20 protein-coding genes are annotated in these 20,345 nt (G+C 45.6%); 5 read left to right on the top strand and 15 right to left on the bottom strand.

The annotated features are described in order from the left end of the window. Positions 1–164: 164 nt before the first annotated feature. From HUX64_RS03105 to adk, 7 genes are all read right to left on the bottom strand, one after another. Entirely contained in the window at positions 165–329 is a 165-nt protein-coding gene (locus tag HUX64_RS03105; protein WP_174624778.1) for a hypothetical protein, read from the bottom strand. 73 nt (positions 330–402) lie between these two features. After that, on the bottom strand, positions 403–2,952 hold the full coding sequence (locus HUX64_RS03100) for a motility hub landmark protein FimV (protein ID WP_246246885.1): 2,550 nt from the start codon (positions 2,950–2,952) through the stop codon (positions 403–405). A 71-nt stretch (positions 2,953–3,023) separates the two neighbouring features. Next, positions 3,024–4,046, bottom strand: a complete 1,023-nt coding sequence (locus HUX64_RS03095) for an aspartate-semialdehyde dehydrogenase (RefSeq protein ID WP_174624777.1) — start codon at positions 4,044–4,046, stop codon at positions 3,024–3,026. A gap of 7 nt (positions 4,047–4,053) precedes the next feature. Further along, positions 4,054–5,136 (bottom strand): 3-isopropylmalate dehydrogenase, encoded by a 1,083-nt coding sequence (gene leuB, locus HUX64_RS03090; protein WP_174624776.1) that lies wholly within the window; start codon positions 5,134–5,136, stop codon positions 4,054–4,056. A gap of 104 nt (positions 5,137–5,240) precedes the next feature. Beyond that, positions 5,241–5,876, bottom strand: coding sequence for a 3-isopropylmalate dehydratase small subunit (gene leuD, locus HUX64_RS03085; RefSeq protein WP_174624775.1), 636 nt, complete (start codon positions 5,874–5,876; stop codon positions 5,241–5,243). After that, complete coding sequence (gene leuC / locus HUX64_RS03080) at positions 5,873–7,294, bottom strand: 3-isopropylmalate dehydratase large subunit (RefSeq protein WP_174624774.1); 1,422 nt, start codon at positions 7,292–7,294, stop codon at positions 5,873–5,875. The genes leuD and leuC overlap by 4 nt, the downstream gene beginning before the upstream one ends. A 110-nt stretch (positions 7,295–7,404) precedes the next feature. Continuing rightward, positions 7,405–8,043 carry an adenylate kinase gene (gene adk / locus HUX64_RS03075; RefSeq protein WP_174624773.1) on the bottom strand — a complete coding sequence of 213 codons (639 nt, stop codon included), beginning with the start codon at positions 8,041–8,043 and terminating at the stop codon, positions 7,405–7,407. 437 nt (positions 8,044–8,480) lie between these two features. On the opposite strand from adk, the gene HUX64_RS03070 reads away from it, so the two are divergent. After that, positions 8,481–8,936 carry a methyltransferase family protein gene (locus HUX64_RS03070; protein ID WP_174624772.1) on the top strand — a complete coding sequence of 152 codons (456 nt, stop codon included), beginning with the start codon at positions 8,481–8,483 and terminating at the stop codon, positions 8,934–8,936. A 77-nt stretch (positions 8,937–9,013) separates the two neighbouring features. On the opposite strand, the gene HUX64_RS03065 is transcribed toward HUX64_RS03070, so the two are convergent. Then, a complete protein-coding gene (locus HUX64_RS03065; protein ID WP_174624771.1) occupies positions 9,014–9,823 on the bottom strand; it encodes a hypothetical protein in 810 nt (269 codons plus the stop codon). 184 nt (positions 9,824–10,007) lie between these two features. After that, the gene (locus tag HUX64_RS03060) at positions 10,008–10,577 is read right to left on the bottom strand and encodes a Smr/MutS family protein (protein WP_174624770.1); all 570 of its coding nucleotides are present in this window, start codon (positions 10,575–10,577) and stop codon (positions 10,008–10,010) included. A gap of 75 nt (positions 10,578–10,652) precedes the next feature. On the opposite strand from HUX64_RS03060, the gene surE reads away from it, so the two are divergent. After that, the gene (gene surE / locus HUX64_RS03055; protein ID WP_174624769.1) at positions 10,653–11,408 is read left to right on the top strand and encodes a 5'/3'-nucleotidase SurE; all 756 of its coding nucleotides are present in this window, start codon (positions 10,653–10,655) and stop codon (positions 11,406–11,408) included. Then, complete coding sequence (locus HUX64_RS03050; protein ID WP_174624768.1) at positions 11,405–12,064, top strand: protein-L-isoaspartate(D-aspartate) O-methyltransferase; 660 nt, start codon at positions 11,405–11,407, stop codon at positions 12,062–12,064. The genes surE and HUX64_RS03050 overlap by 4 nt, the downstream gene beginning before the upstream one ends. A 75-nt stretch (positions 12,065–12,139) precedes the next feature. Here HUX64_RS03050 and HUX64_RS20085 read toward each other — a convergent pair whose 3' ends face one another. The 6 genes from HUX64_RS20085 to HUX64_RS03025 all read right to left on the bottom strand — a co-directional run bounded on the left by HUX64_RS20085 (position 12,140) and on the right by HUX64_RS03025 (position 17,532). Next, a complete protein-coding gene (locus tag HUX64_RS20085) occupies positions 12,140–12,439 on the bottom strand; it encodes an SAM hydroxide adenosyltransferase (protein ID WP_343034375.1) in 300 nt (99 codons plus the stop codon). Between the two features lie 64 nt (positions 12,440–12,503). Beyond that, complete coding sequence (locus HUX64_RS20080) at positions 12,504–12,875, bottom strand: SAM-dependent chlorinase/fluorinase (protein WP_281355249.1); 372 nt, start codon at positions 12,873–12,875, stop codon at positions 12,504–12,506. Positions 12,876–12,880: 5 nt separating this feature from the next. After that, entirely contained in the window at positions 12,881–13,735 is an 855-nt protein-coding gene (ttcA, locus tag HUX64_RS03040; RefSeq protein ID WP_174624767.1) for a tRNA 2-thiocytidine(32) synthetase TtcA, read from the bottom strand. A gap of 70 nt (positions 13,736–13,805) precedes the next feature. Beyond that, positions 13,806–15,026 (bottom strand): beta-ketoacyl-ACP synthase I, encoded by a 1,221-nt coding sequence (fabB, locus tag HUX64_RS03035; protein WP_174624766.1) that lies wholly within the window; start codon positions 15,024–15,026, stop codon positions 13,806–13,808. 11 nt (positions 15,027–15,037) lie between these two features. Further along, positions 15,038–15,553, bottom strand: a complete 516-nt coding sequence (gene fabA, locus HUX64_RS03030) for a 3-hydroxyacyl-[acyl-carrier-protein] dehydratase FabA (protein ID WP_174624765.1) — start codon at positions 15,551–15,553, stop codon at positions 15,038–15,040. Between the two features lie 80 nt (positions 15,554–15,633). Further along, positions 15,634–17,532 (bottom strand): lytic transglycosylase domain-containing protein, encoded by a 1,899-nt coding sequence (locus HUX64_RS03025; RefSeq protein WP_174624781.1) that lies wholly within the window; start codon positions 17,530–17,532, stop codon positions 15,634–15,636. Positions 17,533–17,624: 92 nt separating this feature from the next. Between HUX64_RS03025 and HUX64_RS03020 the strand changes: the two genes are divergently transcribed. Together HUX64_RS03020 and HUX64_RS03015 are read left to right on the top strand one after the other, a co-directional pair. Continuing rightward, positions 17,625–19,433 (top strand): ABC transporter ATP-binding protein, encoded by a 1,809-nt coding sequence (locus HUX64_RS03020; protein WP_174624764.1) that lies wholly within the window; start codon positions 17,625–17,627, stop codon positions 19,431–19,433. Between the two features lie 2 nt (positions 19,434–19,435). Next, positions 19,436–20,269, top strand: a complete 834-nt coding sequence (locus HUX64_RS03015) for a PHP domain-containing protein (protein WP_174624763.1) — start codon at positions 19,436–19,438, stop codon at positions 20,267–20,269. Positions 20,270–20,345 lie beyond the last annotated feature (76 nt).

The following is a 20,345-nucleotide window of genomic DNA, read 5'->3' as shown; positions in this document are numbered from 1 at the left end:
ATCAGGGTCCAGAGGTTAAATACCTCTCCCAAGAGACCGAATATATGGCTGCAATCTTGATTTCTGTTGGAAACATCAATTTCTGTAAAAACTTGGCTTGCAATTGGGGAGGAGTCCATATATGACTAAATGTCATTTCCTATTAACCGATGAACCTTCCGGGGTCAGCTTTGCGCCAAAATCAATAATTCCCCGGTACACTGGGAGTCTCTCGCTATGAATGGACATCTCATTCTGGTGCCTTGCGGGATTCGCAGACCATCGCGCGTACAAAGCAGATAATCAGCCGTTAAGGCACTTACGATGGCGATAAGATCGCTCAATTCCATAGATAATATCCACTATAAACCTGAATGCAGTTTCAGCTTTGTCAGATCAACTCTTGAGGTTTATAGCTTAACTTCACATTTGCAGTAAGGTTTGAGCAGCTTCCTTTTGTTCGTTAGTGCCCTTTTTGAGAACTTCCTCGGCAATGTCTTTGGCGGCATCCGTATCGCCCATATCAATATAAGCCCTGGCCAAGTCCAGTTTGGTTTCCATCTCATCCATGTCAGTCAAGTCTGAAACACCAAATGAGGACTTTTGATTAGCGCTTTGATCGTTTGAGTCTGCCGATGACATATCCAGATCAAAATTGAAATCATATTCATTGCCAAAGGAATTCTTATCTGAAGCAGCGTGCGAACCGGAGGTTTTAGCTATTGAAAAATCAATTTCTTCATCGCTTATATCGAAGCTTTTCAAGGCGCCTACATCCATCTCGCCGGCTTTTTTTGCTTCAGGTTCTTTTAAATCAAAGTCGAAATCGAACGAACCAAACTCTTCATTTATATCAACCTTGTCTATATCAATCTTGTCCTGTATCGGGTCAGGTTTTTTGGTATCCGTGGCAAATGAACTTAAATCAAAATCAATAGCTTGGTTGTTCTTTTGTTCATCAAAGTCCGAATTATTCTCAGCTGGCAAGGAGGTTGAATAAACATCCTGAACACTATCAATTGCCTTGGCCGTTGGTTTTTGAACATCATCAATTAATGAGCCTTCAAAAGAAACTTCATCAAAGTTCTTTGATTCCTTGTCTGCCTTTATCTTCGTTAAACCGGCATAGTTATTATTTATGGCAAGATCGTTTTTGCCAAGAGGCGTATTTTCTCCGAAAGAAAACAAGGGCGAGTCCGGACAAATTCCACTGCCCATGTTAGTAACCTTTGACCAAAACTCAATGTCACTTTTTTTACCGGCCTCCGCCAATTCATGTGCATACGTTTCAAAGGCTTTTTTATTTTCGCTGGAATAAAAAATCTCCAGCAGCTTCAACTTGCATTCATCACGCTCCGGCTGATCCTTAATGGCATGACGTATTAATTCCTCAGCTTGTTGATAACGGCCATAAGCAAGATATACATCAGCCTCGGAAACAGGATCGATTTCACCCTGAGCCGTATCAAACTTGTCCAAATCGTTGGCAACAAACTCATTCAAAAAAGAATGTTCGTCGATGGCGTCCGCAACATTATAAGCCGAACCTGCTTCGATAACTGGCACGGAAAAGTTCTCTCTGACTTCGGGTTTTTTTATAATACTCGAAGCAAACATACTCTCGGTATCGGTTGCCTCGTCAACCTTGCGTTTCCGCCACCAAAGCCAACCAAGCAAAGACAATAACGCGGCGCCTAGGCCGCCCATTCCAAGATAATAGGCATCCGTTTCAGATTCCGGATGAATCTGCGGCTGGGCAACAGGCGCGGGCTTTGGTTGAACTGCGGGACTAATTACCTTGGCTTCGTCTGGATCTGGCTGAACAGCTTTTTCTTCAACACCAGGATTTGCCGCAAGAGGCTGTTCCTGAATTGAAGTCATGGCCTGAGGCCGGTTTTGCAATGCTGTAAGCTGCTGTTCTTTTAAAGCAAGTGTCTGCTGCATCACAGCCAGCTGTTTTTCCAGCTCAGCAACCTTGCTTTGCAAAGACTCATTTACCAGATTTCCGGCTTCTACGCTCTTCCCTGCCCCAGAGCCTGACGGGAGCGCGTCAGCTGGTTTTTTTTCAGCAGCTGTCTGTTCATTCACCGGCGGCGCTACCACGGCATTTTCAGCAACTGTTGACTCCCTCGGAGCCGCCAGAGTTAACTGATTGTTTACAGAAGCTTCCTTAGCAGTTGCTGTTTCAACAGCGGCCGGGGCCAAATGATTTGTCCAGGCTTTGGTTTGCCGATTGAATTCAGCTAATGCCTGTTTCCTTGATAATTTTAGAATTACCTCTTTTTCGGGAAGCTTCAGTACTTTGCCGGCCATCAAGGCATTTACATTATCCTGGAAGAATGCGCGTGGATTTTCTTCATAAATTGCAATCATCATTTGCTCAACAGAAACGTCATCCTGACCACGAGTCTGCTCAGCTACTTTCCAGAGCGTATCATTTTTCCTGACGGGGCCATAGGTGTCTATTGCTGCATTCACAACAGGCTGGGCGCTTAATTGCATTCTTGATTCTGATTGAGGCGCAACCTCTTCCGGTCCGCTCCGGTAGCTTTCCGGGCGGGTCAAGAGAGGAAGAGCCGCTTGTTTGTAAACGGCAGGCGGATCGGCCAGGACAGTAAATTCACGGTACAGATTACCTTTTGGCCAGCTTACTTCGATCAGGAAATCCAGAAACGGCTCTTTTAACGCTTCCCTGGAACTAAGCCTGATGACCTTGTTATTGCCGTCAATCTGAAATCTGATTTTTGACAGAAACGAAGCCCACGGCACTCCCGCTTCTTCAAATTTGTCAGGAGACGCAAGATTTACTTTTATGTCGGATATGTTCTCACCTGCCGACAGGACAAATGCAATTTCGGCATTCAGATTTTGATTAAGGGCTGAGCGCAGTTTAATTTCACCAATTCCCAACGGATGAGCACTGGCGGGGGCCAGCAACGATACAACCGCTAAAGTTTTAGTTAAATTGCGCACTCAACTCTCCTTTACACCAGTTACCACAGTTTTTTTACCGGGGGTAATTCAAATATAAAATAAAGCTTAGTCTAGATGTAATTTTTTACCAGCACTTCCGCTATTTGCACGCTGTTTAACGCCGCGCCTTTTCGAACATTATCGCCTACCACCCACATATTGATTCCTTGAGGATGCGATATGTCTTCCCGGATGCGACCGACAAACACGTCATCATGACCGGATGACTCGGTGACCGCGGTCGGGTAGCCGCCGTCTTTACGCTCATCCATAACGGTTACGCCGGGCGCTTGCTCAAGCAAGGCTCTAACCGCCGCTACGTCAATTTTTCCCACGGTTTCAATATGCACTGCTTCGGAATGACCGTAAAAAACCGGCACCCGCACAGCCGTTGCATTGACTTTAACAGTGTCATCGCCGAGGATTTTTTGGGTTTCCCAAAGCATTTTCATTTCTTCCTTGGTATAACCGTTATCCATAAAAACATCAATCTGCGGCAGCACATTGAAAGCAATCTGCTTGGGATAGACGCTGGACACAATAGGTTGCAAATTGAGCAGATTGGCCGTTTGCCTGCCCAGCTCTTCTATGGCTTCCTTGCCGGTGCCGGAAACAGCCTGGTAAGTGCATACATTGATCCGGGCGATACCCACTGCATCATAAATGGGTTTTAGCGCTACCAGCATCTGAATGGTTGAACAATTCGGATTGGCGATAATGCCCCGATTTTTATAGTCAGCAATTTTTTCAGGATTAACTTCCGGCACCACCAGAGGAATATCGTCGTCATAGCGAAACTGTGAGGTATTATCAATAACTATACAACCGGCAGCGGCGGCTTTTGGCGCATATATTTCGGAAACAGATGCGCCCGGAGAAAACAAACCAATTTGCACCCTGGAAAAATCAAAAGTCGCCAAATCCTGCACTATCAAGGACCCGCCTTTAAAAGATATTCTTTTACCCGCTGAATTACTGCTGGCCAAGGCATAAACCTCACCTAGAGGAAAATTCCTCTCTTCCAGAATAGACAGCATGGCTTCGCCAACTGCACCCGTCGCGCCCACAACCGCAACGTTATAAACTTTTGTCATTTATTTTTTACCTTTTTGTTAAAGCTGAAATAACCGCATTACCCATTTGCGAGGTGCTGACTTTTTGCATACCCTCGGAGTAAATATCAGCCGTTCGGACGCTGGCATCCAGAGCGTCATTAACGGCTTGTTTGATACGTACCGCCGCTTCAATGTCATTGAATGTATAATGCAGCATCATCGCCGCTGACAGAATCGTTGCCAACGGATTGGCGATGCCTTTACCGGCAATATCAGGCGCCGAGCCATGAATGGGCTCATACATGCCTTTACTGTTAGCATCCAGGGACGCCGACGGCAGCATGCCGATAGAGCCGGTCAACATAGCCGCGGTATCGGAGAGAATATCGCCAAACAGATTCGTGGTGACAATCACGTCAAACTGTTTGGGCGCGCGAACCAGCTGCATGGAAGCGTTATCGACATACATATGGCTGAGTTGCACATCGGAGTATTGCTTTCCTGTTTCAGTCACCACTTCGCGCCATAATTCAGTACATTCCAGAACATTCGCCTTATCAACAGAACACAAGCGGCGATTTCTTTTTCGTGCGATTTGAAAAGCGGAATGAGCAATGCGCCGTATTTCCGATTCGCTGTACACCAGCGTATTAAAACCCTGCCTTTCGCCGTTGTCCAAAAGTCTTATTCCGCGCGGCTGCCCGAAATAAATGCCGCCGGTCAATTCGCGCACAATCATAAGATCCAGGCTGGAAACCACTTCGGGTTTCAGGGTTGAAGCGCCAGCCAGTTGCGGATATAAAATCGCAGGCCGCAAATTTGAGAATAACTGCAATTCTGACCGCAATCCTAACAAACCCTTTTCCGGACGCACTGAAATATCCAGAGATTCCCATTTCGGGCCGCCGACGGCGCCGAGTAAAATGGCGTCAGCCTGTTTTACCAGCGCTATGGTTTGCTCAGGAAACGGTGTTCCATATACGTCATATGCCGCGCCGCCAATCAACCCGTTTTCAAAAACCAGGCCCAGGTTCATATCCGAATTCAACCAATCCAGCACCTTAATGGCTTCGGCGACAATTTCAGGCCCTATGCCGTCTCCCGGCAATACTGCGATTTTCTTTGTCATTAACTTTAAACCTTTTATCCTTTTTATTTTTTATTCGGCGTTGTTGTAAGTGCGGACTTAATATTTAAGCGTCATATTGTGCTTGATAACTCTTCACTTACAAATCAATCTGCAAACAACCAAGGCGCTCTCTTGGAGCGTTCAGCTTCGTAAGCCCTGATCTTATCGGCATGCTTTAGCGATAAAGCAATATCATCCAGGCCGTTCAGCAGGCGATATTTCCGATTTTCATCAATATCAAAACCGATTGACTTACCGCCGGGCGTGGTAATTTTTTGCGTTTCCAGATCGATGGTCAGCCGGTATCCCTCAACCAGCTCCTTAAACAAGCTGTCAACAATTTGCGCATTCAAGGCAATGGGCAACAAGCCGTTCTTGAAGCAGTTGTTATAAAAAATATCGGCAAAGCTCGGCGCGATAATGGCTCTAAAGCCGAAATCCTCCAAAGCCCACGGTGCGTGCTCGCGCGAGGATCCGCAGCCGAAATTTTCGCGGGTTAATAAAATTTCCGCACCCTGATATTCAGGTTTATTAAGCACGAAGTCCTTATTAACCGGACGGTGCGTACAATCCATGTCAGGCTCTCCATGATCGAGATAGCGCCACTCGTCGAATAGATACGGGCCGAAACCTGCGCGTCGAATTGATTTTAAAAACTGCTTCGGAATAATGGCGTCGGTATCAACATTGGCTCTGTCCAGCGGGGCGACCAAGGCTGTTATTTTGGTAAATGCTCTCATGATTGCCGCCCCTCCAAAACCGAGCTTATATCAACAAAATGCCCGGCAATAGCCGCCGCGGCCGCCATAGCCGGACTGACCAAATGCGTGCGACCCCCGTAACCCTGCCTGCCCTCAAAATTCCTGTTGGAGGTCGAGGCGCAGCGTTCGCCTTCTTCCAAGCGGTCTGCATTCATGGCAAGACACATGGAACAGCCCGGCTCCCGCCATTCAAAACCGGCCGCCATAAAAATCTTGTCCAATCCTTCTGCTTCCGCCTGACGTTTGACTAAACCGGAACCCGGCACAACCAATGCCAGTTTAATGTTATCCGCCAGTTTTTTACCTTTCGCTACCGCAGCTGCGGCTCTAAGGTCTTCGATCCTGGAATTGGTGCAGGAACCGATAAAAACCTTGTCCAGCGTTATATCGATAATCGCCTGTCCCGCTTTCAGATCCATATATTCCAACGCCCGTCTCATTCCTTGCCGTTTCACGGCATCAGGCTCCAAAGCAGGATCAGGAATTTTTTTATCTATGGGGACCACCAGTTCAGGCGATGTTCCCCAGGTGACCTGGGGTTTAATGGATGCCGCATCCAAGTCCATCACTTTATCAAACACGGCATCATCATCAGAATGCAGCTTTTGCCAAAGGCGTTCAGCCATGAACTGGTGCTCACCTTTAGGCGCATAGGGCCGATTCCGGCAATAATCGATAGTCACCTCATCAACGGCAATAAGGCCGGCGCGAGCGCCTGCTTCTATGGCCATATTGCAAACCGTCATGCGGCCTTCCATGGATAAAGCGCGGATAGCTGTTCCTGCAAATTCAATCGTGTAGCCGTTGCCGCCGGCGGTTCCGATTTTACCAATAATTGCCAGCACGATATCTTTTGCAGAGACGCCTGCACCGCTATGTCCATTAACTTTGATCAGCAAATTTTTGGCTTTTTTCTGGGTTAAACATTGTGTAGCAAGCACATGTTCGACTTCCGACGTGCCTATGCCGAATGCCAAAGCGCCGAATGCGCCATGAGTTGAGGTATGCGAATCGCCGCATACCACCGTCATGCCCGGCAACGTTGCGCCCTGCTCAGGGCCAATCACATGCACAATGCCCTGGCGCGCATCGGTCATGGCAAATTCGGTAATGCCGAATTCAGCGCAATTATTATCCAGCGTTTCAACCTGCAACCGTGACACCGGATCAGCAATGCCTTTATCGCGATCAACCGTGGGTACATTATGATCCGCCACGGCGAGATTTCTGGACTGCCGCCACGGCTTTCTGCCGGCCAATCTAAGGCTTTCAAACGCCTGGGGCGAAGTGACCTCATGCACGAGATGGCGGTCTATATAAATAAGCGAAGAACCGTCATCTTCGGTAAAGACAACGTGGTCTTCCCATAATTTGTCATACAAGGTTTTACCTGACATAGCTTTTTGTAATATTATGCCGCATGCGCAGCTATATATAAGAATGAGAACGCAGAGCCGAATTTCACATTTTCGCCAAGGCGACTAAAGTAGCCCTTACAGTTTTTATTTTAATCCAGAATAGCAAAAACCTTTGCCGTGATTTCTTCAACCGGCCCTTGGCCGGAAATTGAACCGAATTTGACCGCTCCCCCTTTTGTTGAATAATATCCCACCAATGGCTGAGTCTGCTCATGATAGACACTGAGCCTTTTGCGCACGATTTCTTCTTTGTCATCGTTGCGTTGAATTAAAGCCTCGCCGGTAACATCATCAAGACAATCTGCCTTGGGCGGATTAAACTCAAGATGATAGGTGCGACCAGTCGGCAAATGCACTCTTCTGCCGGCGATGCGTTTGACAATTTCCTCATCCGGCACCACGATTTCAATCACTGTGTCAATCGTAACACCCATTGCATCAAGACCTTCAGCCTGGGCGATAGTACGCGGAAAACCGTCCAGTAAAAATCCTTTCATGCAATCAGGCTGGGCAATACGTTCTTTAATCAAGCCCAAAATAATGCTGTCGGAAACCAACCCGCCAACTTCCATTACTTTTTTCGCCTCAACACCCAAAGGCGTTCCTTCTCGTACCGCCGCCCGCAGCATATCGCCCGTCGAAATTTGCGGAATACCGTATTTTTCGGTAATAAACTGGGCTTGAGTTCCTTTGCCGGAACCGGGACTCCCTAACAGGATAATACGCATTAAATGACTCCAAATGTGTCGCCAGGACAAATTATTATTGTTTTAAGTAACAAACACTTAAGTTCCACAAAATAATTAATCATATTTTATGGCAGAATAAATGGATAACTGCATATTTTATAACACATCGCATTTAATCTCTTGTAAAAAAACGCTGACCCATAACCCGTGCAGCAATACTTATATAGTGAGAAGACTTTAAATGCATAATTCAAATGAGGAGAAGCTTTCATTACCAATACTGCTTTGCCTTTACCAGCAAGTACTTATCCCCTGTCGGAAAAACATTCCGGGATGAAAATATAGCGCATTAACCCGTGAATCAAGGCTGATCACGTGCAGATTTTACAAGCCGCTTGCTATCGGGTTAATTAATCAATATCCTGGCGAAAGTTGATAGCAGTTATTTGCCTTTTTAATTTACCTGGTCTGAATTAATGCTTGAGTTAAAAGTTCCACCCGCTGTCATTGTCTTAATCACCGCCGCATTGATGCGGCTGATTTCGGTCGTCCTGCCCGAATTTACTTTTATTTTTCCAGGCCGCCCCTTTGTGGCCGGGTTTCTGGTTTTTGGCGGCATAACCGTAACTATACTTGGAGTATTTTCTTTTCACCAAGCTAAAACCACTCTCAACCCCATGATACCTGACTCGGCTTCTGCCCTGGTCGTAGAGGGTATTTATAAAGTCACGCGAAATCCCATGTATTTGGGATTCTTGCTGATGCTTATTGGCTGGGCAGTTTTTTTATCGAACCTGCTCTCATATAGTGTTATCCCTGCATTTGTTATTTATATGAACCGGTTTCAGATAACACCTGAAGAAAAGGCGCTGGAAGCATTGTTTCAGGATAGATTTCGAGCCTACAAAGCCAAGGTAAGGCGCTGGCTCTAGGACCCATACACAATTACCCTTCCCTTAAAAAGCCCGTAGCGCGCTAACAATTGCAGTCCTGTTACTGAAGAACGACTTTATTGCCCGGATTTTTCTTCTTCCGGAACTGCTGTTGAACTTGCTTCTTTGCATTCAATAACTTCAGCCCGTTCTCTTTCCCCTACCGGGGCCGCATGATTTTCTTTTTCAATACTCCGAGGATTTTCTTTTATTGTTTGCCCGGCATTTTCCTCTGCAGATGACTCTTCAGCTGATGCTTTCTTTTCAATAACAGCTTCGGACTTTTCATTCAGCGATTCTATAAATTCTATAAACCATGACTGATCCTTAACACTAACCATGTCCGGATCGGAAAGAATATCAACGGTTTCAGGCAAACTGCCGTTATTCCGGGAATTTTCCAATGCTTTAAGGCAGCCTTCGGTATCGCCTCGTAAACCATAAATACACGCCAGGTTATACGAGGCGGCTCCCGGCTGAATAGCATTAGCTTTTTCAAATTGCTTTCCGGCTTTTTCATACAAGTCATCGTCGGCATCAACAGCCTTAAGCCGGGCCAGATCCATAAAAGCTACTCCGCTATCGATTGCAGCCCCTAAATAATCAGGATCAATAAGCGTACAAAAAGAAAATTTATCAATCGCCTCCTGATAAAGCTGGGCCGCTTCATTGCCAGTCTTGGTTTTTGCCTGATGCAGTAAAGCAAATCCCCAGTTATATAACGCTTGCGCACGCAGGGCATCGCCGCCGAGAATTTCTGCATAGCTTTTATAGACGCTTTTAAATAATTGATCCGCTTTACTGCCCTCGCTTTTACGCGCTTCAGCCGTTTGCTTGAGGGTTGAATTCAGTTTGGCGGTTTTTGTTAATGACGTGAAAAATGACATGATTAATCTCCTTTTTTTATTAATTATATTAGCTTGATCGCAAACGATAGAATATCAGTTCAACCAGTAACGATATCATTTATTGCGTAAAATCGCATTGCCAATAGTTGGCCAAGAGAAAGCAATTTTTATAGATGGAAAGCCGCCTGTAGTTACTTTGACAGCCATTTGTTTCTGCTGTCCGTCAATATTCAGCATCGCCCTGGTTGTCATACTTATCCGATAAGTACAGTAAGACAAACACGGCACCGGTTCCGCCCTGTTTCGGAGGAGCGGAGCAAAAAGCCTGAACGTCTTTGTGCTGCCTCAGCCACAAGTTAAGATTATTCTTTAGAACGGGATGGTTATCAGGAGAGCGATAGCCCTTGCCATGAACTACCAGCACACAGCGAAAACCATCTTCAACACAGCCATGCAAAAAATTCAGCAATTGTCGTTTAGCTTCATTACTGTTGAGGCCGTGCAGATCAATTTCCGCATCCAGCTCAAAATAGCCCTGGCGCAGTTTTTTTAAAACATTTTTTTGCAGTCCTGCGGCAATAAAGCTCATGGTATCTTCCAGATTGAGTTTTTCGACATCAGTTTCAGTCATGCTGAGTAAATAATCTTGCCTGTTAATAGCTTGCGGTTTGGGAAACGGCTTGGGTTTTTCTCCTTTTTTTAACAAAATCTTATCCTTTTTTACCGGCTCAACCTTTCCGATAGTCAGACGAAATAATTCACTCTCTTTTGATGAAAGGATTTTTTTTACCACAATAGCTGCTTTTGTAAATTATTGTTGCTAAGATAATTTGATTTTATAGTGTACTCTGCTTCAGAGCGATTGGTAATGCACATTTTGTTAAGTAATGATGATGGCTACTTGGCTGAAGGCTTGTCGGCATTAGCGAACGCATTGAGCAACTATGCAGAAATATCGGTAGTGGCGCCCGATAGAAATCGCAGCGCCGCCAGTAACTCCTTAACCCTGGAAATGCCTTTGCGGGCATATAAGGCGCATAATGGATATATCAAAGTAGACGGCACCCCAACCGACTGCGTGCATTTGGCTATAACCGGATTGCTGGAAAAAGAGCCGGATATGGTTTTTGCCGGAATTAATCATGGCTCAAACCTGGGTGACGACGTACTTTATTCGGGTACTGTGGCGGCTGCGAGCGAAGGCCGTTTTTTAGGCCTCCCTGCAGTCGCCATTTCTTTAGCGGGCGTTAATCCCTGTTATTTTGAAACAGCGGCGCATGTCGCGATAACCCTGCTACAGCAGTTAATTAACAAACCTTTGCCGCAAGATACCATTCTTAATGTGAATGTACCGGATGTAGCCATTAAAAACCTAAAAGGCTATCAGGCGACCCGGCTTGGACTACGGCATAAATCGGAGCCGGTAATCAAGGGCAAAGATCCGCGCGGAGGCTCCATTTACTGGGTAGGTCCGCCGGGAGCTGAACAGGATGCCGGGCCTGGAACGGATTTTTATGCAATTAACACAGGTTATGTTTCAGTTACGCCCCTGCAACTGGATTTAACCTGGTATGATCGGATTAATGCCTTAATGGCATGGTTACCGAAGGAAAATGAATTATGAACCAAACCCTGCAAGGAATAGGTATGACGTCAAGGCGGACGCGTGAGCGCATGATTAACCGCTTATCTGAACAAGGTATTATCAGCAACAAGGTTTTGGATGTTATGCGGAATACGCCGCGGCATATCTTTATGGATGAGGCTCTGGCAAGCAGGGCTTATGAAGATACTGCGTTACCCATTGGCCACAACCAGACTATCTCTCAACCTTATATTGTCGCCAAAATGACGGAATTGCTGCTGGAAAGAGGACCTCTGGAAAACGTTCTGGAAATAGGCACCGGCTGCGGCTATCAGACAGCAATTCTGGCCCAGCTTGTAGACCGGGTCTATTCCGTAGAAAGAATCCTGGCTTTGCAGAGAAAGGCAAAGGGCCATTTGTGGGAATTGAAGCTTAAGAATGTCAGTTATCTGCATAGCGACGGCGGTTGGGGATGGCCGGATTATGCGCCGTTTGATGGCATTCTGGTTTCAGCTGCACCGTCTGAAGTGCCGGAAATGCTGCTGCAGCAGATGGCGGTTGGAGGAGTTATGGTGATCCCCATCGGCAAATGCGGCAGCCAGGAATTGCAAAGGATTACTCGTACTGAAAACAGTTATGAATTTGAAAAAGTGGAGCCGGTCAGCTTTGTGCCTTTTTTATCAGGCAGAGAATGAACAGATCAGTATTTTTGGTAGTGACTCATAGCGGCTCTCTTTCCCAAAAGAAATACAGGAATAGAAAGCCTCCGCCTAGATAAGCTTAAAGCTGACCTCTGTCCCCAACTCAAGATCAAGCTGTTGTCCTGCGTTTCCCTTATTGACCGCAATCTCTATCAGGCCGCTGGAGTTTTTATACCAGAATGCCTGATGCTCTTCGACGCCATTGAAGGTATCAGCCTGCCGGATAACCCTATCATTGACCCTTAAAATCCGGCCGGCAAATTGATCCTGATAACGTAAGCCTGTCATCGCGTTGCCATAATAATCAAAGTAAATTACTTCAGGCAAGTCCAAAAGCCATTCGTTTAAATCCTGCCTGGTAAAGGGCATCAATAAATCAGCGGCCGCATTTATGACCAGTTTTGCCGCAACAGACGCAAATATATCCCGGCCGTTAAAAGCTCATCGAACACTGTCGAGGCTCCCAGGTAATTTCCGACCATTGACTATGCCGGGATTGGAGTGCGACGGTATTTAGCAAACCGTTATCCGGCCCGACAAAAATTTGTCCATCCGCATGCAAAACCACGGCTTTGCGATCCGTGCCGACTCCAGGATCAACCACAGTTAAAAAAATACTGCCCGCCGGAAAACTGTAGCGCAAGGCCGCCAATAAATAGGAACTCAAGCGCGGGTTGGCTGCGGGCGCACTACTCAACAAATTAATGACAGGGCTAGCAGGGGCTATTTGCCGTATTACCGATTCCATTTGTCCGGTATAAGGGCCCCCGGGACCAAAATCAGTAAAAAGAACAATTGCTGTCATAGCGCCTATTGAGCTAATACTTTCAAACCGGCATTAAAAGACTCTATCTGTTCGCCGGTTCGATGATTTATTTTCAGCCCTGTAAAATCAAATAACTGCCTGTCGGCTAATTGAGAAGGCGCTATATTCTGCAAGCTGGTAAATATGGTTTCCAAACGCCCCGGGAACTGTCTATCCCAGCTTTTTAACATGACTTTCATTGCCTGCCTTTGCAGGTTTTCCTGGGATCCGCATAAATTACAGGGAATAATGGGAAATTTTTTAAAAGCGGAAAAGCGCTCAATTTCTTTTTCGCGGCAATAGGCTAAGGGCCTGATGACAATATTTTTCTTATCATCACTGAGCAATTTGGGCGGCATGGCTTTCAGTTTTCCCCCGTAAAAAATATTCAGGAAAAAGGTCTCAAGAATATCATCGCGGTGATGGCCCAAGGCTATTTTGGTGACGCTATTTGCTTCGGCATAGCCGTATAATGTGCCGCGTCTTAATCGTGAGCAAAGCCCGCAGGTCGTGCTGCCCTCGGGAATAACGCGCCTTACCACGCTGTAGGTGTCTTTTTCAATAATATGATAAGGCACGCCCAGCGACTCAAAATAATCGGGCAAAACATGCTCGGGAAAACCGGGTTGTTTTTGATCCAGATTGACGGCGATCAGTTCAAAATCAATGGGCGCAGTTTTCTGCAAATTTATCAGCACATCCAGCAAGGTAAAAGAGTCCTTGCCGCCCGATATACACACCATGACCTTGTCGCCGTTCTCAATCATTGTATAGTCGGCAATAGCGTCGCCGACATAATGCCGTAAACGTTTCTGTAATTTGTTAAATTGCGTTCTGGATTTCTTGCCCGGATCGGACATGGTCAGAGTTGATTAAAATGTCGGGTTAGGAAAATCGGGTTTTTAGCTGAATTGGCCCAATAAGGAAACATTAGCCGTTATAGCGCTGAAAAATTAAAGTCGCGTTGGTACCGCCAAAACCGAAGCTATTCGACATAATCGTGTTCAGGATAACGTTATCCTGACGTTCACGCACTATCGGAATACCTTCGGCGATCGGGTCAATACGGGTGATATTTGCTGATGCGCTGAGAAAGTTTTCCGCCATCATTAACAAGGAATAAATAGCCTCATTAACACCGGCGGCGCCTAAAGCGTGACCTGTCAGTGATTTTGTCGAACTGACCCTGGGCACGTTATCTCTACCAAACACAGTGCGCAACGCCTCGAGCTCTTTAGCATCGCCAACAGGCGTGCCGGTGCCATGAGCGTTAATGTAATCAATCGGACTATCTACTTTGGCCATAGCCAGTTGCATGCAGCGGGCGGCACCTTCCCCGGAAGGCTGGACCATATCATAGCCGTCGGAAGTTGCGCCGTAACCGGTCAGTTCGGCATAAATTTTAGCGCCTCTGGCCTTGGCATGCTCAAGCTCTTCAATCACTAAAACACCGCCGCCTCCAGAGATTACAAAACCATCCCGCGTTTCATCATAGGGCCTTGAGGCTGTTTCGGGCGTATCATTATATTTGGATGACATAGCAGCCATCGCATCAAATAATACTGACATCGTCCAGTGAACTTCTTCACCGCCGCCGGCAAAAACGACATCCTGCTTGTCCATCTGGATTAATTCCATGGCATGACCAATACAATGGGCGCTGGTTGCGCACGCCGAACTGATGGAATAGCTCACACCTTTAATTTTAAAAGGTGTCGCCAGACACGCCGTATTGGTACTGGACATCGCCCGGGTCACCATATAAGGACCGACCTTTTTAACGCCTTTTTCCCGTAATATATCGGCTGCTTCCACCAGATTGGAAGTGGAAGGACCACCTGACCCCATTACCAGGCCGGTTCTGAAATTGGATATTTCCGCAGCCTCCAGGCCGGAATCATCAATTGCCTGCTGCATGGCGATATAGTTGAAAGCCGCTCCTTCGCCCATAAAGCGTTTTATTTTGCGGTCAATAAATTGGTCCAAATCTATATTGATAGGGCCGTGAACCTGACTTCTAAACCCAAGCTCTTTATAAACTTCGGAAAAAACTATTCCTGAACGGCCTTCCTTCAGGGAATCAATAACCTCTTTTTGGTTATTCCCTATACTGGAAACAATTCCTAAACCGGTTACCACCACTCTTTTCATCAATAATGCCTCTAGAAATCTTCTGTTGAAGTAAATAAACCCACCCGTAAATCGGTAGCCTCATAAATTACTTTTCCATCTACTTCCATAATGGCATCAGCGATACCCATAACGAGTTTTCGCATAATCAGTCTTTTTAAATTAATACGGTAAATCACTTTTTTAGCCGTAGGCAATACCTGGCCGGTAAATTTGACTTCACCCACACCCAGAGCCCGTCCTTTGCCTGGACCACCCATCCAGCACAGAAAAAAACCAACCAGTTGCCACATGGCATCCAGCCCCAGGCAGCCAGGCATTACTGGATCGCCCTGGAAATGGCAATCAAAAAACCATAAATCGGGTGTTATATCCAGCTCAGCAATGATTTCGCCCTTTCCGTATGAACCGCCTTTATCCGAGATATAAGTAATACGGTCCATCATTAGCATATTAGGTAAAGGCAGTTGCGCATTTTGGGGTCCATATAGCTCTCCTCTTCCGGACTTCAGCAATTCGTCGCGCGTAAAGCTATGCTGTTTCTCCATACTATTTATTATACCTTAGTAATTATTCTTCATCGAACTGTACATTATCTAACACCCACTAAAAAAAATCAGCTCAATTTTTAGCGTGGCAAAACGTCCAGCATTAGATTTTTAATTTTAAAGGTATTTCTTTGCAAACGTTGCTGATAAATCATGGCGTAAGAAAGAACAGAGGTTACATATTTTCGGGTTTCTTTAAAAGGAATTGTTTCCACCCAGATATCTGCCGGCACGGATTTATCTATCGGCATCCAGTTTATTACCCGCCTTGGTCCGGCGTTATAGGCAGCCGTCGCCAGGGCGAAATGTCCGTTAAACCGATCCAGTAGCTGCTTATAATAGTAACTTCCGTATTTTATATTAATATCAGGGTTAAACAGGCTATTTTCTGATTGCCATTGTTCATTTAGCTCACGGGCTATCTGTTTGCCGGTTTTGGGCATCAGCTGCATTAATCCTTTAGCGCCAACCGGTGACTGGGCGTTTTCATCGAGCATGCTTTCCTGACGAATCAGACCAAAAATTATCGCCGGCTCAAGGTCTTGCCGGTAGGCATTATTTTGTACCTGGATTAAATAGTTAAGCGGAAATCGTAACGCCAGGTCATCCCAATAATCTGCCTTGACTAAAGTAATTATGGCAACCTGATCCCATCGCCACTGCTGAGCCAGTTTTGCTGCCGCCATGAGCCGCGCTTTAGGCAGTTTTTTTACCGCAAACCACCATTGCTGTTGAGCTTCTCTTTCACGATTTAACCATCTGAACTCTTGAACCTCTTTAAAATCAGAGTTTCCGGCCAGCGCTTCGAGTTCATCTTTAGCCACAAGAACAGGTTTATTAAGGGATTGATAGGGCCTGTTTATTGTATCAGCCGCCAAGAAACCGTAAAAACTTCTGTCTGCGGCGAGTTTATTGTATACAGTTTGCGCCTGCAGGATTTTGCCTGTTTCATTAAGAGATCTGGCCAGCCAGTATTGCCATCGGGGCTCTTCGCGTTCTTCAAATTTCAAACCGGTCAAGGCGTCGGAAACGTGCTGCCAGTTCTGTTCGAGTAAGGCCGCCCTGACTTTCCATTCCCTTACCTCTTCATCAACAGTGACTAATTGATTCAGCCGATTATAGGCATTCTTATTTTTATTAAACCCCATGGCTAGCGCCAATCTTCGTTCAAGTTGTTGAAGTGTCTGCTGGTCTATACTGAAATACCCCTTGCTCTTGTCCCACAAATAAATAGCCAAGTCGAGATTCGACCCGGCCAGTCTGTCTATACCGTGGGCAAAAATACGCCCCGTTTGATGATCATTTCTTATAACAAAGCCGCTATTACTAATTAAGGCCGGATTTCTATGAACCTGCAACCAAATATCGGCAAAATTCTGATCCCGTTTATTCATTAAACGCCGCAAATATTCAGTTACGGCAAGGCGATCCTTATTTAAAGCTAATTCAAACCGTTGCCAAATTAAATCCGGGGTAAAAATTGATGAAGTTACCAACACCGAGAATAAAGAATCACATTCTTTAGGCTGCGAAATATCTGACACCCATAAGCGTTTTGCATTATTTAACGCCTGTTGCTTATTGCCTGTTTGATAGATTGCCCAATAGAACTGGCACTCAAGAGCACTATTTCCAATTGCTTCATAATTTTGGATAAATTCAAGCCAGCGCTCATGATTAGCAAGAAAAGCCAGCCATTTTGGCTTCAGTAAGCCGGCATAGCGCGTTTCTTTATAGGCCGATAGAAAAGCCAGGACTTTATCAGTTCGGTGTAAATTGTTCTCTAACCACTGGAACTCCAAATAGGGGTAAAGAGGATAATCCTGTAGACCGGCGCTTAAATTTAATAAAGCCTGATCATTTCTTTCGGCAATAAGCCTTTCCGCCATTAGAAAGTCGCTTCTTTGGCGATCGAGCGGATTGCTTAAAACCGAGCCTTGCAAAAGAATCAAGCCCCAGAACAACACAATTGCATGCATATTTTTCACATTTATATTTTTATCAATACTTAATTATTTCTAAAGATGTGGCAGCCAGATATAATTAAGAACTCATAAAAATATTCCTGCCCATGCCAGCACAAGCAAAGCAACTTTTTTCGCAAACACTCCAATTTTATAATTGGAATTATATCTATCAAATTGCTCTGGAGCATAAAAAAGAGCTGATCTACTCTCATCTCATTGCTATTTTGGCGACCTGTGCCAGTGTCCCCGTACCACTGTTAATGCCGTTGCTGGTTGATGAGGTTTTATTGAATAAACCCGGGATTACAATTGCGACAATCAACTCACTGTTTCCAACTTCCTGGCAAAGCACAATACTGTATATTACTGTTGTTCTGGTTGCCAGTGTATTGCTGCGAGTTATTTCCATTATTTTCAATATTATTCAGGCCCGACACTTCTCCTGCATTTCAAAAGATATTATTTTTCGCATCCGCAAAAATCTTATCAGGCGTTTACAAAACATTTCAATGGCGGAATACGAAAGTCTTGGCACCGGTACTGTCGTTACGCACCTGGTAAAAGATCTCGATACTATCGAGACTTTTATAGGTACTACCGTCAGTAAATTGCTCGTAGCGACACTGACTATTATCGGTACGGCCGCCATTTTATTATGGATGCACTGGCAGTTGGGTTTATTTATTCTGTTGTTAAATCCGGTAGTCATTTATTTTACCCGCGTGGTCGGGTCCCGCGTTAAGGAACTTAAATCCAGGGAAAACTCCGCTTACGAAGTTTTTCAACAATCTCTCACTGAAACACTGGAAGCCATTCATCAAATTCGCGCCAGCAATCGCGAAAAGCATTATTGCCAAAAGCTGATTGAAACTGCCCGTTCTGTTAAAGATTACTCAACTGCTTTTGCCTGGAAAAGTGATGCGGCAGCGCGTTTAAGTTTTCTGGTATTTCTGTTCGGCTTTGACGTTTTCCGCGCCTGCGCCATGCTGATGGTATTTTATTCAGATCTGAGCATAGGCGAAATGCTCGCGGTTTTCGGCTATCTCTGGTTTATGATGGCTCCGGTACAGGAAATATTAAGCATTCAATATGCCTTTTATGCCGCTAAGGCAGCATTAACGCGTATCAACAGGCTTAATGCGTTGAAACAGGAACCTCATTATCCGCATCTTGAAAATCCGTTTTTAAATAAAAAAACTGTCTCTATACGCGTGGATAATCTGCATTTTAGTTACAGTGAAGAAAAAATATTAAAAGGCATACAGTTATACATTAAAGCCGGCGAAAAAGTAGCCTTGGTCGGCGCCAGCGGAGGGGGTAAATCCACGTTAGTGCAAACCCTGATCGGACTTTATCCTCCTGACAGCGGTCATATTTACTTCGATAATGTTGCCATTGAACGGATAGGTCTGGAGGTTGTCCGAGAAAATGTAGTAACAGTTCTTCAACATCCTATATTATTTAATGATACTATCCGTGCAAACCTTACTTTGGGAAGACTTGCTGAAGATAAAGAGTTATGGAATGCACTGGCTATCGCGCAATTAAAAGATGCCGTTACAGAACTGGAAGCCGGGCTGGATACCATCCTGGGGCGCCAAGGCATGCGGTTATCGGGAGGTCAGCGGCAAAGAATAGCCATTGCCCGCATGATTGTGGCTAATCCGAAGGTGGTCATACTCGATGAAGCAACTTCGGCACTGGATAGTGAAACGGAATATAAATTACATTCGGCTCTAGCAGGCTTTTTAAAAGGTCGAACAACAATTATTATTGCTCATCGATTGAGTGCGGTTAAACAAGCAGATCATGTGTATGTCTTCGAAGAAGGTAAAATCTGTGAACAGGGCCGCCATGAAACCTTGATCAGTCAGCATGGCCTTTATGCAAAACTTTATGGAGAATACCAATAACCATGCGCCAACTATACGATTTGCATTGTCACTCTACAGCCTCTGACGGCGCTTTATCGCCCACGGAATTGGTTAATCGCGCTCATCAGCAAGGTGTTACCGATCTGGCCCTAACTGATCATGACACCACTGCCGGACTTGCTGAAGCTGAGGATTGTGCTATTGATGCGGGGATCAGATTAATAGCCGGTATCGAACTTTCTACTAACTGGCATGATGATTGTTTTCATATTATCGGGCTTGGAATTGACCCTGCCTATCTGCCCTTGGCTGAAGCCACGCATAATCTGCAAAGAACGCGCCTTGAAAGAGCAGAAAAAGTTTCTCACAAACTTGAGAAAAAAAATATTCATGGCGCATTTGAAGCCGTGGTAAAAGCCGCCAGAGACGGCATGATCACCCGTACCCATTTTGCCGATTTTCTGGTCGCACAAAATCATGTATCAACCCGGCAGGAAGCGTTTGACCGGTATCTGGCTAAGGGTAAGCCGGCGTATGTGCCTACTCCGTGGGCTGATCTCGAGCAAGGTATAAACTGGATTACCGAATGCGGCGGGGTCGCGGTACTGGCGCATCCCTTGCGCTATAAACTGGCAGCCAATTGGATGAAACGCCTGTTGACTGCATTCAAGGAAGCTGGAGGCCAGGGAATAGAAGTGGTGACGGGCAGAATTGGCCCCGATGAAATAGACTTGGCCGCAGACTATGCGCGGCGTTTCGATCTGGCCGGCTCAACAGGCTCGGATTTTCATAGCCCGGACAATGAATGGGTTGAGCTAGGCAAGCTTGCTCCTTTACCTGTAAATATTAAACCGGTATGGGAATTACTGCATTAAGCTCTAAGTTTTCAAGCTGGGTATAAGCGCATCCTTATTGAGTTCTTTCCGGATCCTATATGATTTCACAGCTAGC

Source organism: Candidatus Methylobacter favarea (genome assembly GCF_902806695.1).
Lineage (GTDB): Bacteria > Pseudomonadota > Gammaproteobacteria > Methylococcales > Methylomonadaceae > Methylobacter_B > Methylobacter_B favarea.
Note: the sequence above shows the minus strand (reverse complement) of the source record. Positions and strands in the feature narration are given on the sequence as shown.